Origin of the sequence: Methylobacter marinus A45 (genome assembly GCF_000383855.1) — a bacterium.
Lineage (GTDB): Bacteria > Pseudomonadota > Gammaproteobacteria > Methylococcales > Methylomonadaceae > Methylobacter > Methylobacter marinus.
In genome coordinates this window covers 1111664-1128119 of record NZ_KB912877.1, presented here as the reverse complement: position 1 = coordinate 1128119, position 16456 = coordinate 1111664, and the positions used below count along the sequence as shown (strand labels likewise).

The following is a 16456-nucleotide window of genomic DNA, read 5'->3' as shown; positions in this document are numbered from 1 at the left end:
AACAGAGTTTCTACTATGAATCCAACACTGGAAATCTTCTCGCAAGGCGAGGAAATCGTGACCGGGCAGACGGTCGATACCAATGCCGCCTGGCTGTCCCAACAGGCCGTGCAAATGGGCTTTACCGTAACGCGGCATACAGCCGTAGGCGATAATCTGGATGACCTGACCGCACTGCTGCGAGAAATCGCGGAGCGCGCGGACTGCTGCATTTGTACCGGCGGCCTCGGTCCCACCAGCGACGACCTGACTGCCGAAGCGGTAGCCCAGGCATTTGGCCTGGCGCTGGTGTTTGATGCGGTCGCCTTCGCTCAGATCAAGCGGTTTTTCGACCGGAGAAACCGGCCCATGCCCGAATCCAACCGAAAACAGGCCCTGCTGCCGGCGGGGTCCGAACGCATCGACAACGAATGGGGCACGGCGCCGGGGTTCTCGTTACGGCACGGACGCTGCTGGTTTGCATTCATACCCGGCGTGCCGTCTGAAATGCGTCATTTGTTTCTGGAAAAAATCAGGCCGGCACTGGCGAACCGGTTCGCTTTTCAGCCCCGCCGGCTCGTGACGATAAGAACGGTAGGCATCGGCGAATCGGATATTCAGCAGCGCATGGCGGCGGTCACCATCCCCGCCCTGGTCCAGCTGGGTTTTCGTGCCGGCATGGACGATGTCCAAACCAAGCTATTGTTTCCTTATGGTTATCCGGAAACTGCAATGGTCGCTTTAGTGTCCAAGATTGTTGAACAAATAGGCGATGCGGTTTTCGGCATTGACGGCCTGAGTGAAGCCGAAGGCGACCTGGTAGCGGTGATTGACCGCCTGATGGCCGGCAGGCATGCCACGTTGGCCGTGATAGAAACAGCCAGCCAAGGCTTGCTGGCGGCCAAGTGCATCGGCATGCCATGGCTGCTTGGCGCGTGCTTCGAGCGGTCGCTAAACACTCTGGGGCAACGCTTTGCCGTACCTGTCCGGCATGATGACCTGATGGCGACGGCAAAGACTCTCGCTGGCGCCGTGCAAAAGTCCGGCGCGGCCGATTTGGCGCTGGTGCAGCTTTATGCCGGTGATGACGGCATATTTCACGATAAGGATCAGCCCATTGTTCTATATAATGTGCTGTTGGCCCCGGACGGATTTCATCAATCAACACAGACGGTGGCCGGTCCCATCAAACGCAAGCAAAACCAGGCGGCGTTGCTGGCGCTGGATTTATTACGACGCTATTTACAACACAAAGAAATTTAACATGCCTTTATTACGATTAACCAATATCTCCATCGCCTACGGCACCCATGCTTTATTAGAAAATGCCGACTTCCAGCTGGATGCCGGAGAAAGAGTGGGTTTGTTAGGCCGGAACGGAGAAGGCAAATCCACGTTGATGAAAATCATCGCCGGCAATGTCCATGCCGATCACGGCGACATCTGGCGACAGCCGGAATTGAAACTGGCCTGGCTGGAACAGTCGCCGGACCTGCCCGACGGCGCGACGATCTATGATGCCGTGGCCGGCGGCCTGGGTGAACTGGGGGCGTGGATTACCCGCTATCATGCGCTGTCTCTGACGATGGATTATGAAGATGCCAAGGCATTGCAGGAACTGGGCGATCTGCAGCACAAGCTGGAAGCCCATAACGGCTGGCATTTTCAGCAGCGTGTCGAGACCACACTGAGTAAACTGGACCTGCCCGGCGAGCTGAAAATCAGCGGCCTGTCCGGCGGCTGGAAGCGGCGCGTCGCCTTGGCCCGGGCCCTGGTCATAGAGCCCGAAGTGTTGTTGCTGGATGAGCCGACCAACCATCTGGACTTCGAAAGCATCACTTGGCTGGAAGAGCAAATCCTGAATTTCCAGGGTGCCGTGCTGTTCGTCACGCACGACCGCTCGTTCCTGCAGAAGCTTGCGACCCGCATCATCGATCTGGACCGCGGCAAGCTGGTCTCCTGGCAGGGCAACTATGACGATTACCTGCGCCGCAAGGCGGCCGCTCTGGAAGATGAGGCCAACCAGAATGCCGAGTTCGATAAAAAACTGGCCGAGGAGGAAACCTGGATTCGGCAGGGCATCAAAGCCCGGCGCACGCGCAACGAAGGTCGGGTCAGAGCGCTGGAACGTCTGCGTCAAGAGCGCGCCCAGCGCCGTAATGTCCAGGGTACCAGCAAACTGGCATTGGGGCGGGGCGATGCGTCCGGCAAGAAAGTCATCGAGGTCAACGACATCAGCTTTGCTTACCAGGACAGACAAGTCATCTCGCATTTTTCCACGCTGATCCAGCGCGGCGACAAGATCGGCCTGATCGGCCCCAATGGCGCCGGTAAATCCACGTTGCTGAAATTGTTGTTGAAACAACTGGAGCCGGATAACGGCACTGTCGAGCAGGGCACCCGGCTTGAAATCGCCTATTTTGACCAGTTGCGCGATCAGCTCGACCCCGAGATGACCGTCGCCGATACTGTCGCCGACGGCAACGACTTCGTCGAAATTGCCGGCAACAAACGGCACGTCATGTCCTATCTGGCCGATTTTCTGTTTGCCCCGGCCAGAGCCCGATCGCCGGTCAAGAGCCTGTCGGGCGGAGAAAAAAACCGCCTGCTGCTGGCGCGCCTATTCACGAAACCGGCCAACCTGATCGTCATGGACGAGCCGACTAATGACCTGGATCTGGAAACGCTGGAATTGCTGGAAGAAAAGCTGGTCAATTACGACGGTACCCTGCTGCTGGTCAGCCATGACCGCGCCTTTCTCGATAACGTCGTAACCAACGTGCTGGTGCTCGACGGCACCGGCCGCGTCGATGAATTCGTCGGCGGCTATACCGACTGGATGAATCACTGCCAGCAGGCAAAACAGGCGGAGGCGGCCAAAAAGCCGCCGGCCGTCAAACAGGAAAAACCGGCCGCGAACACCGCCGAGCGTCCCGCGGCAAAGAAAAAGCTCAGCTTCAAAGAGCAGCAGGAACTGGACCGATTGCCGGATATGATCGATGAGCTGGAAGCAAGACAGGCGGAACTGACTCAGCAAATCAACGACGCCGATTTTTATAAAAACGATAAGGAGATCATTGCTAAGGTATTGGCTGAACTGGAAAAAACAACGCTAGAGCTGGAACAGGTTTACCAAAGATGGGATGAACTGGAAGCACTGGCCGGGTAAAAGTCATTGCAACAAAACGCAATCTCGATTATCCTTGCCGGCTTCCCGCGGTTCGTGGGTGAAAGATAGCAGGAGAGATGGCCGAGTGGTCGAAGGCGCACGCCTGGAAAGTGTGTATACGGCAACGTATCAAGGGTTCGAATCCCTTTCTCTCCGCCAACTATCGATTCAGACAGATTCAAAGAACCCGCCAAGTCAAATGATTTGGCGGGTTTTTTATTGTCCAGCGAAAAGTACCCAAAAGCATCAAATGAAATTCCCCAAGAACATTGGGCGAGAGGTTCAGAGCCAGTAGCGGAATTTATGACAGCGGAGCACTGTCGGATTCTTGACGTTTGGAATGACGAAAGCGATAGCGCGGGCGGCAATAGTGCAAGGAGGGGCAGCTCAATTGCATCGTTTGCGAAGCGTGATACGCTAGCGGTCACAGGCTATTACGCCTGAATAGTTACAAATTCCTGGCGTATTCAAAAACAGCCGGTCATCGTCAGGCCGATTGTGTTCCGGTCGGCAACATCTTGCTTCGCGCTTGATCAAAACTCAGCCCGCTGATCCCGCCTTTCTGCATGGACTGCCCCAGGGAATGGGCCAGTGCCGAAGCCAGTACGCGCGAATAAAAAGGCAGTGTCGCTATGTAAACCGGCAATAGGTCATCGATGTGTTCGGCCGTGTTCAGTTTTTCATCGAAGCGTTCCCATTGCTGCGTGATTTCTGCCATGAGTGCCAGGTCGCCCCGGCATTGCCCGGACAATTCCAGGGTCCAGGTCAGGTCCGGCTGCAATTCACAGGCGCCGATAAACTGCCCGTAGTGTGAGGGAGACCATTGTTCAGGCGCGATCAGGGAAAGCCCATAAATGCCGTCTTTCCGGTAAAGCCAGTAAGTCCGGCCGACAACCGGTTTGAATTTGATCTGGCTGTTCAGCACGAAAAGCGACGTGAACAGTTCATTGGCTATTTGCAGGATATCCTTAGCGGGCACGGCCAGGTTTTTTCTGGTCTGCATCAAGCTTTCCAGAACGGGGACGAGACCTTTGCCCTGGGGATTCGGGGATTTGGAAGTCATGGGTTTCGAATCAGTCTTACGCAATAAATTAAGACATTTTTTACCACGAAGATCACGAAGAGCACGAAGAAAAATGTGCTTCGTGGTTTTTTAATGATTCCCATCATGCCATTTAGGCTGGCTTTCGTCTGTTCTGCAGACTATCTTTCGGCGGCACGACGACGCGCGAACAGACGGCGTTTATTTCCAGGTAGACTGCTTCGGGATTGGTCTCGTAACGCCGGGAGAAATGGAACGGCACCAGTTGCCGGACATCGGCGGCGGTTGCGATCTCGCCGCAGGCCCGCGCCGTCAGATGGCCGGTTCGGCGCGACTGTTCGCTGTCGGCTTCGAGAAAAGCAGCTTCGCAGAACAGGAAATCGGCCTTCTGGGCCAGGGCGGTCAAGGCGCTCCGGTTGGCCGCCGTATTGGCCAGATCGGTCGCGTAGACGAGTTTTTCGCCGGGTGTGACGGTCACGAGTTGGGTGCCGAGCTCTGCCGCCCGGCGACGGGTCTTGTCGGGCAATTCGATTAACGCTTCCTGATCGCCTTCGGCCAGACATTGCTTGAGCCGGTTAAGCCAGGGGCCGGCGCTCAGGCCGAGCGCCCTGAGTTCTGTCTGATCCACATTAAGCCTGGCCTTGCTCTCAAAGGTATAGGCCTGCACCGGCGTGCCATGGTCGAGCGTGATCGTGCGGACGCTGAATAGCGGTTCATCCAAGAGCAGGCCGTCGGCTATACGGATTTCCGGCAAGTCTTCGCGGCCGCCGCCGGCCTGGATGCGTATCCGCCGCAGCCGGTCGCCATGCACTTCGGCGATTTCGAAACGCGGTCCAGTGTCGCCGATGCGGTCCCAGAGAAAACCGTTGATCAAGCCCTGAACATGACCGGTCAAGCCCGGCGGGCCGAACAGCCGGCAGGCGGCAAAGTCGCCGACCCGGGAACGCAACAACCAGAGGAAGCCGCCGATATGGTCGATATGAGCGTGACTGATGAAGACATCGCTGACTTGATGGGCAATGCGGGCGGGCAGCCTGCCGAAGTCGCCGAGGTCGAACAGCAGGCTCCGTTGCTGCTGGCGCAAGCGCAGATGCAGCAGCGGGTCGTCGAAAACGCCATTGACCAACACGGCGTACGCCCCGATCAGCTTGGCCACCGGACGCGGGCCGCCGCTGTAAGTAGTGGTCGGATAGGGCAGGGCATCGGTCGGCGGCAGGTATTGCAGGGCGTTGGAGGCAAATGGCTCGGCACTGCCGAGCAGGCCGTTTTGTTCGGTACGGGCGTCACGCAGCAGTAAAGCGTCGGTTGTCACTGATTCTTCCGGCAGCCGGACGCTAAGCCACCTGTCCCGCAGGCTGATAATTTCCCCGATGGCCATGGTACGGCCGGCGTCGATAACAGCGCATTGGCGGCCCGGCCAGGCATCGGGCACGTCGACTGGGGGTGGCGCGCCGGTCAGCCGGAGGCCGGACAGGTCCAGCGTTGCTTCATGGGTGGCCTCAAGGTAGGTTCGCCAGCGCTCGGTTCTTTTCCTGGCTCGGGCCTTTTTGCCGGGGCGGCGGGCTTCGGGATGGGCATGAACCGCCAGGACGCGGGCCGGCAGCGCCAATAGTTCGTTCTGCAACGGCACGGGTTTCGACTGGCGGGTCAGCATCAGCACGGTATCGATGTCCAGCAATGTCGCCATGCCGGTCAGCAGCTCCGAGCCGGCGATACCCCGGACCACGCCCGGCGTGTCAATCAGCAGCAAGCCGGTCGACGCTTGCCGGATCAACCTTGAGACTGCTGTTATCAGCGGCAGGCGGAATCGGCCCGCATCGAGCGTGCAGAGGGCCTCGAATGCCAGGATCTGCCAACCTGGCTCCCGCCACTGTCCCAGCGACACGGTGCCGGGCAGGCCGAAACCGGGGGAGCCGGGATCGGCGGCAATGCCGAAGCAGGCCAAGTCTTGCGCGGCCATGATCCGCGCCAGTGCGGCGGTCAGCGTAGATTTGCCAATGCCGGTCTCGCCGCACAGCAAAATTCGCGGCCCGCCGGACAATAGCCGGTCGGCGAGGTCGGAAGGACAATAGGGCAACAACGGCAATGAATGAGTCATGGCGATTACCTGTGCAGGATCGGTTCGAAGCTATTGACAATTGGCAATGCCACCCGTTCGGTCAGTAAGCGGTGCTGGCTGGTTTTGCTCCAGCCTTTCAATGGGTTAACCCGGATATTTCATGAAAACTACAGAGAACACAGAGAACACGAAGAAAATCATGGTATTACCAACTCTCACCGATAACTTCATGAACTCATTATGAAATATTTGCAAGTAATTGAATTGCTAAGCCTTCGTGTGCTTCGTGTCCTTCGTGGTGAAATATTCGGGTTAACACTATTTTAAGCAACAGTCTTTAGACTCGGCGGGTTTTCTGACGAACCGCCTGGAGGATAAGTTTCAGGGCAGGAAGCCGGGCGTCATCGGCAAAGAATTTGGTAAGTGCATGAGATTGAATTAGTCTATAATGCCCCCTCTTCTAAGAAAGGCAGGTCGGAGTTTAGCGATATGGAACAGGCTGTTGCAAGCAGTCAGCGTCTATCTCTTTATTTTTGCCATCCTTTATGTTTTTTCCGCAGTTTGTCTTGAGTTATGAGACTTGCCCGTCCTTGAGTAAGCCCATTTGATTAACATTTTTAGTGCCGTGTACTATGTCTGAAAACTATTCCTATGACCGTGATTATGCTCTCGATGCCCTGAAGGTCCCGCCTAACTCCATCCAGGCCGAACAATCGGTTCTGGGTGGCTTGATGCTGGACAATCAAACCTGGGATTCAGTCGCGGATAAAATAGTGGAGACGGATTTTTACCGGAAGGATCACCGGCTGATTTTTAGAGCGATTGCGCAGCTGGCCGAAAAACAGATTCCGTTTGATGTCGTCACCCTGTCGGAAGCGCTGGAAGCCACAGGCGAACTGGAAAATGCCGGCGGGCTCGCCTATCTGGGCATGCTGGCCAAGGACACGCCCAGCGCCGCCAATATTGTCGCTTATGCCAACATCGTCAGGGACCGCTCGGTCCTGCGGCAGTTGATTCATGTCGGCACCACCATTTCCGATTCGGCGTTTAATCCCGAGGGCCGGGATACCGCCGAACTGCTGGAAACAGCCGAGCGCCAGGTGTTTGAAATCGCCGAACAGAAGCAACGCGGGCAGGGCGGTTTTCAGTCGATTAAATCATTGCTGGCGACCGCGGTCGACAAGATCGAAACATTGTTCGAGCAGGAAGGCAACATCACCGGCGCCAGCACCGGATTTAACGATTTCGATGAGATGACCTCGGGTCTGCAGCCGTCCGACCTGATTATCGTGGCCGGCCGGCCGTCGATGGGCAAGACCACGATCGCCATGAACATGGCCGAAAATATTGCGATCAAGAACGACAAGCCGGTCGCCGTGTTCAGTATGGAGATGCCCGGCGACGCGCTGGCCATGCGTATGATGTCGTCCCTGGGACGCATCGACCAGCACAAGGTCCGGACCGGCAAGCTCGATGACGACGAATGGCCGCGCCTGACGTCCGCGATCAATCTGCTGGCCGAAACCAAATTATTCATTGACGATACGCCGGCCCTGACGCCGACCGAAGTGCGGTCCCGGGCCAGACGGCTCGTGCGCGAGCATGGGCCGTTGGGCTTGATCGTGCTCGATTACCTGCAGCTGATGCAATCGCCCGCCAGCGGCGATAACCGCGTTCAGCAGATTTCCGATATTTCCCGGGGGCTCAAGGCCCTGGCCAAGGAACTGAACGTGCCGGTCATCGCCTTGTCCCAGCTCAACCGGAACCTGGAGCAGCGCCCTAACAAGCGGCCGGTCATGTCGGACTTGCGCGAATCGGGCGGTATCGAGCAGGACGCCGACTTGATCGTGTTCGTTTACCGCGACGAGGTCTACAACCCGGACAGTCCCGAAAAAGGCATTGCCGAAATCATCATCGGCAAGCAGCGTAACGGGCCTATCGGCACGGTCAGGCTGACTTTCCTCGGCCAATACACGCGCTTTGAGAATTACGCCGGCAATCCGTATGGCGATGATGATTATGAATAACTACCAAGATGACTTGTGCCCGGGAGGGTGTGAATGATAGCGGCTGCCTACGCGGTACTCGATTTGGATGCGTTTCAACATAATCTGGCGAAAGTGCGGGGCTGCGCGCCCGGCGCCAAGGTCATGGCCGTGGTCAAGGCGAATGGCTATGGCCATGGCGTGCTGCGTATCGCCGAAGCCCTGCAAGACGCCGATGCCTTTGCCGTGGCGCGCGTGGATGAGGGCATCCGTTTGCGCCGGGCCGGATTAAAAAACCGGATTGCGGTCATGGAAGGCTTTACCTGTGCCGATGAAGTGGACGATTTGCTGGCGTTTCAGCTGGAACCGTTGCTGCATTCCTTCTCCCAGCTCGATATCCTCAAAACCAGAAAAGAGCAGCAGGCGCTGAGCGCGTGGCTGAAAATCGACACCGGCATGAACCGTTTGGGGTTTAAGGCCAAGGACTTCAGCGCCGTTTACGCACGCTTGAGCGATTGCAGCATCATCAGGCAGCCGGTCAACCTGATGACGCATCTGGCCAATGCCGACGATAAAAATGATGATAAGACGCTGAAACAGATCCGCCTGTTCAACGAAACAGTGGGTGCCTTCCCCGGCCAGCGCAGCATTGCCAACTCGGCCGGCATCCTGGGCTGGCGGGAATCCCTGGCCGACTGGGTGCGGCCGGGCGTCATGCTGTACGGTATTTCCCCGTTCCCGGACAGCACGGGCCAGGCGTTGGGGCTTAAACCGGTCATGAGCCTGCATTCGCGCCTGATCGCGGTCAAGCCTATCCTGGAAGGCGAGACTGTCGGTTATGGCGGCAATTGGCTGTGCAAGAAAAACACGACACTGGGCGTGGTGGCTATCGGTTATGGCGACGGCTATCCGCGCTATGCCAAAGCCGGAACGCCGGTGCTGGTGAACGGCAAGCGCGTGCCGCTGGTCGGCCGGGTGTCCATGGACATGATTACTGTCGATTTGACCACGCAACCCGACGCCAAACCCGGCGACGCGGCGACCTTGTGGGGCGATGGCCTGGCGGTCGAGGAAATCGCCCGCTACGCGGATACCATCGCTTATACGCTGGTATGCGGCATCACGCCGCGCGTACAGATTATCGAAGGCGTATCGACCCATAAAATTAATTCCGCGCGCTGAAACAGGCTTTCCGTGGAGGCGGACAAGCCGCCTCCAACCGGAAGCAATGGCAGCGATAAAGAGCATTTTTTCACCGGCTAGTACCTTTGTACGATTCCAAAGTTTTAAAGATTCATTAAACTAACGTCAATTTCCCATCCAGCCAACTGCCTAATGATAGACGTCCTGATAATCGATAAAGAAAACACGATAGCTCCCGCCATCGACGCGGGAGAGGCAAGCTTTCTCGTTTATGATGATGAAATCCGGGCATTACATGCGGCAGAGGCGATGCGGCCTGATATTGTCGTACTCAACTATACGGTCCGGGAACAGGATACGGCAGCGTTTATTGCCTTGCTGACACGCGCAAGCAAGCGCAGCAAGATTGTATTAATCGCGGAAAACTTGACTGATGAAGCGGTTATTGAATGCCTTATGGCCGGTGCCAAAGGCTATCTTCAGCTAAGCGAAGTGGACAAATTCATCAATAAACTCCTTCAGGCCGTTCAGGCCGGCGAAGCCTGGATCACCCGGCGCATGGTCGCAATGCTGCTGGATAAATTACGCAGCCATGCTGTTTGCTCAGGATGAGCAAGTCAGCGTGATGATGCGGTACGGCAGCATGATTGAAAATCCAATACCACAAGATGCAAACGATGATCAGGCGGGCATGCCGTTAAGTCTTGAAGACTTGCTGGCTGATGAACAAGCCAATATGCTCAGCGACTATCTTTCTCTTTCCATCATGCCTCTGGGTGAAGATACCCGGATAAGCGTCACGACGACAGATGCAGAGCCGACAACCTACTCATCGATACTCTACGGTGTGGCATCTCTCGACCTGCAAATGCTCGAGCTTGATGCGCAGACGATAATTAGCGATTCCGACTCGTAAACGGCCCTCCTTCCCTGTAACCTTGGTGTCCTTTGCGCTGATAAGGCGCGGAAAATCGGCATGTAGCACTTAAGTACAATAGGAATATGCATGGGCTTGTGGAAGAATTTCCATAAAAGTCGGCGAGAGCCTAAAAAATATCCCGCCAGACGGGACAATAAAAAAACAATAAATCCTTTAGTGGGGGTACATCATGGCAATCACGGGTATTGTAAAATCCGTATCGGGCGTCGTAACGGCGACAGACGTTAATGGGCGCGTCAGAACACTGCAGTTGGGCGACCGGGTTTCGGCGGACGACACGATTACGACCGGGGACGCTGCCGGGACCACCCTACTGATTGAATTTTCCAACGGCGCCAAAATGGATTTGGCTGGCGGCTCAGTCGTGGCTTTGAATGAAGACATGTTGACTCCTGAAGCCGGTGCGGCGCAACCGCTCCAAAGCCTGCAGGAAGCACAGGATGAAGTCGCCAGGATACAGGACGCGCTGGCCAAGGACGAGGATTTCGACCCGTCCAAACTGCCGGCGGCCGCGGCTGGCGCTCCGGGAGCGGGAGGCGAAAACGAAGGCCACACCTTCGTTCAGGTTGATTACCTCAAGCCCGCCATGACGCCGGACAGCGGCTTTGAGACCAGAGGCATCGGTGTCGAGTTTCCGCCCCCGCCCGAGGTCTTGATACTAAGCCCGACGTATGGAACGCCGGCAGCGCCGGAGCCTGCCGTAATTCTGCCGGTAGTGACGGTCAGCATTCAGCCCCTGCCGCCGACCGAGCCGGGCGGCAATGACGGCATTCTCGTTTCCGGCAACGACGCAACGCTGATTGAAGGCACCGCGGAAGATCAGGGCAACACCCGCGTCGTCAATTTCATCATCCAGCTCGATAAGGTTTTCGACAGCGACGTACAGGTATCCTATACCATCCAGCCCGGAACCGCGGCGGCCGGCGAGGATTATTTCGCCAGTCCTCTGCAAGGTACGATCACTATCCCGGCCGGTCAAACCAGCATCAACCTGTCGGTTAATGTCGTGCAGGATGCCTTTATCGAGGCGAATGAAACTTTCTCTATCCTGTTGACCGATCCCGTCAATGCCACGACTCAGCCTGACACCAGCACAGCGACCGTCACGGTGCTGAATGACGACCAGGCCGGGCATGATTTCAATGCCGTCCTGGAAGGCGGCAATACCATTACCGGCACCGTCCTCGCCAACGATGCGATCAGTTCCGGTGACACCGCCTCGGTAACGAATCCCGGCACTTATACCGGCAGCCTCGTCGGCGTACTGGTACTCAACGCTGACGGCAGCTACGCCTATACGGCGCCGGCTTCCGTCGATAACAGCGGCGGCGATCCGGTCGAGACTTTTACCTATACCATGGCGACCAGTGGCGGCGGTACTTCCAGCGCTACGCTCAATGTCACCATTCAGGACGATGTGCCCAGCATCAGCGTAACGGCGACGCCGGCAGCGGCCGGCGCCTTGACGGTAGACGAAAGCAACCTGGCCATGAATGCCAGCGCCGGTTTTGCAGGCAACTTTAATGTCACCAGCAATTATGGTGCGGACGGCGCAGGCGCGATCACTACGGTCTATGCGCTCAGCATCAGCGCCGACGGGGTAAATTCCGGACTGGTCGACGGCGCGACCGGCCAGAATGTGCGGCTGTATCTGGAAAATGGCCAGGCCGTCGGCCGCGTGGGAGGGGCGGAGGGCGCCGTGGCGTTCACGGTTAGCGTTAATAACACCGGCACCGTGACGCTGGATCAGGCGCGCGTGCTCACGCATCCGGATGGCGGCAACCCCGACGATGCAGTGACCTTGTCGAATGCCAACCTGATCAGCCTGACGCGGACCGATACCATTACCGATGGCGACGGCGACAGCGACGCCAGCAGTGCCGCTATCAATGTGGGTACGGTGCTGAGTTTCAGGGACGACGGCCCGGGCATCAGCGTAAGCGCAGCCGCCGATGCGCTGGTGGTTGACGAAACCGTGCTGGCGACCGACGCCAGCGCCAGTTTCGCCGACAACTTCAGCGCGGCCTTTGGCGCGGACGGCACCGGTACCGTGACCTACACGCTGGGCATCAATGCCGGCGGCACCGGGCTGGTCGATACGGCCACTCAGCAAGCGGTCGTGTTATCGGTCAACGGCGGCGTCATCGAAGGTCGCACCGAGAGCGGCAATGCCCTGGTATTCACGGTCAGCGTCGACAGCGCCGGCACCGTCACCCTGGATCAGCAGCGGGCCGTCATGCACAGTCCGGACAGCGGGCCGGATCAGGCCACCAGCCTGCCGGCGGCCAATCTGATCACCCTGACCGGCACCGTAACCGACAAGGACGGCGACAGCGCCAGCGCCACGCTTAACCTGGGCAATGCCATCAGTTTCAGGGACGACGGTCCGAGCGTAAGTCTTGCCGTCAATGCCGCCGGCGCTTTAATGACCGACGAAACCGACCAGTTGGGCGTCACTGTCACCGGCACGGCTTCCGTTTTCAATGCCATGGTCAACACCGGCGCCGACGGTGGCACAGTCGACGTCTCGCTGCGTATTGACCAGGCAGAAACCGGCCTGACCACGACGACGGGAGGTCATGCGGTCACGCTGGTGGCCGGCAGCGAGAATAATACCGTGCATGGCCAATACACCGATGCCCAGGGCACTCATAACGCCTTCACGATCACCATCAGCGATGGCGGCGTGTTGTCGGTGACCCAGCATGTCGCTCTGGCGCATCCGATTGCGCCGGACAGCTATGACGAAGCCGTGAACCTGGCGGGCGGCTTGTCTGCCGTGGTCACCGTCACCGATAATGACGGCGATATGGCCAGCGATGCGGTAGCGATCGGCAATCTAATCAGCTTTGAAGACGACGGCCCCGCGTTAGCCATCAGCGCCGGCCCCGGCGTCGGCGCGCTGGAGGTCACCGAAGCCAGCCTCGCGGCCGGGCAGGACAGCATCACGATTGCGGCGCCGACCTATACTGTCGATGCCGTTGACGGCTACACCGCCAACACGACCTATGCCCTGGATCTGGCTGGCCCGACCGGAACCGGTCTGCAAACGACGCTCGGCAACCATGCCATCACGCTGGAACAGGTGGACGCCAATACCATCAACGGCGCCTACGACGGCGGTCAGGTCGCGTTCACGATCGCGTTGAACGGCAACCAGGTCAGCCTGACGTCCTACGTGGCGCTGGAGCATGACAACAACCAGGGCGCGGGCGAAGACAATACCCTGGACCTGAACGGCCTGGTCAATATCGTCGCCACCGTGACCGTGACCGACGGCGATGGCGACATCGTCTCTGAGCAAGCCAGCACCGCATCGCCGCTGGCATTGACTTTCACGGATACCGACCCGACCTTGACCATTACTTCCGGCCCGAGCATCGGCCGGCTGGACGTCAAGGAAGCCAGTCAGGTAATTGGCCAGGACCGCGCTACAATAGCGGCACCGACTTATACGGTCAGTGCCGCCGATGGCGAGACAACACATATCACTTACGCCTTGGACCTGGCCGGTACGACCGGAACCGGTCTGCAAACGACGCTCGGCAACCATGCCATCACGCTGGAACAGGTGGACGCCAATACCATCAACGGCGTCTACGACGGCGGTCAGGTCGCGTTCACGATCGCGTTGAACGGCAACCAGGTCAGTCTGACCTCCTACGTGGCGCTGGAGCATGACAGCAACCAGGGCGCGGGCGAGGACAATACCCTGGACCTGAACGGCCTGGTCAAGGTCGTCGCCACCGTGACCGTGACCGACGGCGATGGCGATGTCATCTCCGAGCAAACCGGCACCGCATCGCCGCTGTCGCTGATCTTCTATGACACTAACCCGACGCTGGCCATTACCTCGGCGCCGACGGTCGGCGCGCTGGAGGTCACCGAAGCCAGCCTCGTGGCTGGCCAGGACAGCGTCACGATCGGCGCGCCTGGCTACACGGCCGGAGCGCTGGACGGCCAAACCGCCAACACGACCTATGCCTTGGCCCTGGCCGGCGCCACCGGAACGGGTCTGCAAACGACGCTCGGCAACCATGCCATCACGCTGGAGCAGGTGGACGCCAATACCATCAACGGCGTCTACGACGGCGGTCAGGTCGCGTTCACGATCGCGCTGAGCGGCAACCAGGTCAGCCTGACGTCCTACGTGGCGCTGGAGCATGACAACAACCAGGGCGCGGACGAGGACAATACCCTGGACCTGAACGGCCTGGTCAAGGTCGTGGCCACCGTGACCGTGACCGACGGCGATGGCGATGTCATCAGCCGGCAAGCCAGCACGGCTTCATCACTGTCGCTGACGTTCACGGACACCGATCCGTCCATAGACGCCCAAGACCTGTCCGTGTATCGCTCCGAGGGCGTTACCCAAGGCACGTATACTTTCGATGGCGGTGCCGACGCTATTGATTTTGCCGGCTCTTTTGCTTCCAACGCACTCCAGTGGACCAATGCCGGCGACTACGGCAGTTACGCGTTCGGTCTCAAGAACGGCACCACTTATGCCGCCACCTATGACGAAGATGGGATTACCAAGACCTTTTTTGAAATCACCATCAAGCCCGACGGCACCTATGACTTTAATTTGCTGAATCCGATGCCTTCGTCTGTGGTTAAGACGAACGACCTGTTCAGTGCGCTGACCCCCGTTGATCTTGACGGCAACGGTTCGACCGAAGCGGCAGTAATTGATTACGCGAGTTTTGGCGGCGCCTTTAAGCTGGTTCTGACCGGTTCGGCGGATGATGGCGTTACCTATGGCGGCGATACCTTACTGCAAAAATCCAGCACCGATATCGGTGTGAACGGAAACTCTATTCAGGAAAATCAGGATGAAAGAATCAAGCTGGAAGTGGTCCGCAATGCCGGCCATGCCAATGTCACGCTGGATTCCCTGACCATTCTGGTCTCAGCTTCCGGCAACATTAGCGACGGCGATCGTGTCGATCTTAAAGTGGTCTACGAAGACGGCGGCACAAGCACTGTCCCTGTCCTATACGATAATAGCGGCAAGCTGGAATTTGCTATCGATGCCTCGAAAACAGTGGATTATGTGGAACTGATCCCCGTCTCGAAAAATGTAAACCTGAAAATCACAGGGATCGAGGTGGGCTACACTAACGTCATCGATCCTGCCGATAATCCTTTAAACTTTAACTTGAACGGTGTTGACGGCGATGGAGATGTGGCAACGGCCCATTTTACCGTTAACCTTATGTCCGGCACGGCCGGCGACGACATCATCACGACGGGAGCTGGCGATGACGCAGTATCCGGCGGGGCCGGCGATGACGTGATCACGACCGGGAGCGGGAACGATACGGTATGGGGCGGCGCCGGCGATGACACCATCAATACCGGCGACGGCGACGATATCCTGGTCGGCGGCGAGGGCAATGACCTGCTGGACGGCGGTGCCGGTATCGACTTGATCAGTTTCGAGGATGCCTCGGCGGGTATCAACTTTACGCTGTATCAGGATGAAAACACCGATCCGGATTCCGGCGGCTTCTGGAGCGCCGGCGCTCAACCCGGCGTCGGCACCGATGCCTATAAAAACATGGAAGGGGTGATCGGTTCCGACTACGACGATACGCTGACAGGTTCTGGCGGAAACGACCTGTTAATCGGCGGCGCCGGCAATGACACGCTGGATGGCGGAGCCGGGCAGGACACATTGATCGGTGGCGAGGGCAATGACGTGCTGGTTTATGACGCCAATGATCTGTTGGGCGGCGGCGTCGTTTACCAGGGAAGCGCCGGCGATGATACTTTGCGATTCGATGGCGCCGGCCAATCGCTCGATTTAACCTCAGTGGATAATGCCAAAATTCAGGGCATTGAAAATATAGACCTGACCGGTGCCGGCGATAATGCGCTCACACTCAATGTGCAGGATGTGCTTGATCTGTCAGACAGCAGCAATACCTTGATGATCCAGGGCAACGCGGGCGATACGGTTACCGCGGTCGGGGACTGGACGGCGGGCGGCGCCCAGGACATCGGCGGACAAACCTATGAGACTTATACGCATGTCAACGGCGTGGATACCGCAACATTGCTGATCAATGCGGATGTCGACACGACCATCGTCACCGGTTGATCGGCGGGGCCTGATGCGGATGGTTGTCCAGCG

At 58.0% G+C, this 16456-nt stretch carries 9 protein-coding genes and 1 tRNA gene; 8 read left to right on the top strand and 2 right to left on the bottom strand.

Features of this window, described 5'->3' with window-relative positions; translation table 11 throughout:
• Nucleotides 1–15: 15 nt before the first annotated feature.
• From METMA_RS0105055 to METMA_RS0105045, 3 genes are all read left to right on the top strand, one after another.
• Nucleotides 16–1242, top strand: a complete 1227-nt coding sequence (locus METMA_RS0105055; protein WP_020157983.1) for a competence/damage-inducible protein A — start codon at nt 16–18, stop codon at nt 1240–1242.
• A gap of 1 nt (nt 1243) precedes the next feature.
• Entirely contained in the window at nt 1244–3148 is a 1905-nt protein-coding gene (locus METMA_RS0105050; RefSeq protein WP_020157982.1) for an ATP-binding cassette domain-containing protein, read from the top strand.
• A gap of 71 nt (nt 3149–3219) precedes the next feature.
• Nucleotides 3220–3307, top strand: a tRNA-Ser gene (locus METMA_RS0105045).
• 328 nt (nt 3308–3635) lie between these two features.
• On the opposite strand, the gene METMA_RS0105040 is transcribed toward METMA_RS0105045, so the two are convergent.
• Together METMA_RS0105040 and METMA_RS25695 are read right to left on the bottom strand one after the other, a co-directional pair.
• Complete coding sequence (locus METMA_RS0105040) at nt 3636–4211, bottom strand: DUF2452 domain-containing protein (protein ID WP_027147053.1); 576 nt, start codon at nt 4209–4211, stop codon at nt 3636–3638.
• A gap of 112 nt (nt 4212–4323) precedes the next feature.
• Nucleotides 4324–6288, bottom strand: coding sequence for a Clp1/GlmU family protein (locus tag METMA_RS25695; protein ID WP_020157980.1), 1965 nt, complete (start codon nt 6286–6288; stop codon nt 4324–4326).
• Between the two features lie 593 nt (nt 6289–6881).
• Here METMA_RS25695 and dnaB point away from each other — a divergent pair.
• The 5 genes from dnaB (at nt 6882) to METMA_RS25690 (ending at nt 16423) form a co-directional block, all read left to right on the top strand.
• Nucleotides 6882–8276 carry a replicative DNA helicase gene (gene dnaB, locus METMA_RS0105030; protein ID WP_020157979.1) on the top strand — a complete coding sequence of 465 codons (1395 nt, stop codon included), beginning with the start codon at nt 6882–6884 and terminating at the stop codon, nt 8274–8276.
• Nucleotides 8277–8309: 33 nt separating this feature from the next.
• Complete coding sequence (gene alr / locus METMA_RS0105025; protein ID WP_020157978.1) at nt 8310–9416, top strand: alanine racemase; 1107 nt, start codon at nt 8310–8312, stop codon at nt 9414–9416.
• Nucleotides 9417–9569: 153 nt separating this feature from the next.
• Nucleotides 9570–9989 (top strand): response regulator, encoded by a 420-nt coding sequence (locus METMA_RS0105020; RefSeq protein ID WP_020157977.1) that lies wholly within the window; start codon nt 9570–9572, stop codon nt 9987–9989.
• Nucleotides 9970–10293, top strand: coding sequence for a hypothetical protein (locus METMA_RS0105015; RefSeq protein ID WP_020157976.1), 324 nt, complete (start codon nt 9970–9972; stop codon nt 10291–10293). The genes METMA_RS0105020 and METMA_RS0105015 overlap by 20 nt, the downstream gene beginning before the upstream one ends.
• Before the next feature lie 193 nt (nt 10294–10486).
• Nucleotides 10487–16423, top strand: coding sequence for a retention module-containing protein (locus METMA_RS25690; RefSeq protein ID WP_020157975.1), 5937 nt, complete (start codon nt 10487–10489; stop codon nt 16421–16423).
• Nucleotides 16424–16456 lie beyond the last annotated feature (33 nt).

Bases quoted from the DNA above. Each gene is read 5' to 3' on its own strand.
- dnaB (WP_020157979.1), top strand. From the start codon at position 6,882: ATGTCTGAAAACTATTCCTATGACCGTGATTATGCTCTCGATGCCCTG.
- METMA_RS0105020 (WP_020157977.1), top strand. From the start codon at position 9,570: ATGATAGACGTCCTGATAATCGATAAAGAAAACACGATAGCTCCCGCC.
- METMA_RS25695 (WP_020157980.1), bottom strand. From the start codon at position 6,288: ATGACTCATTCATTGCCGTTGTTGCCCTATTGTCCTTCCGACCTCGCC.
- alr (WP_020157978.1), top strand. From the start codon at position 8,310: ATGATAGCGGCTGCCTACGCGGTACTCGATTTGGATGCGTTTCAACAT.
- METMA_RS0105055 (WP_020157983.1), top strand. From the start codon at position 16: ATGAATCCAACACTGGAAATCTTCTCGCAAGGCGAGGAAATCGTGACC.
- METMA_RS0105040 (WP_027147053.1), bottom strand. From the start codon at position 4,211: ATGACTTCCAAATCCCCGAATCCCCAGGGCAAAGGTCTCGTCCCCGTT.
- METMA_RS25690 (WP_020157975.1), top strand. From the start codon at position 10,487: ATGGCAATCACGGGTATTGTAAAATCCGTATCGGGCGTCGTAACGGCG.
- METMA_RS0105050 (WP_020157982.1), top strand. From the start codon at position 1,244: ATGCCTTTATTACGATTAACCAATATCTCCATCGCCTACGGCACCCAT.
- METMA_RS0105015 (WP_020157976.1), top strand. From the start codon at position 9,970: ATGCTGTTTGCTCAGGATGAGCAAGTCAGCGTGATGATGCGGTACGGC.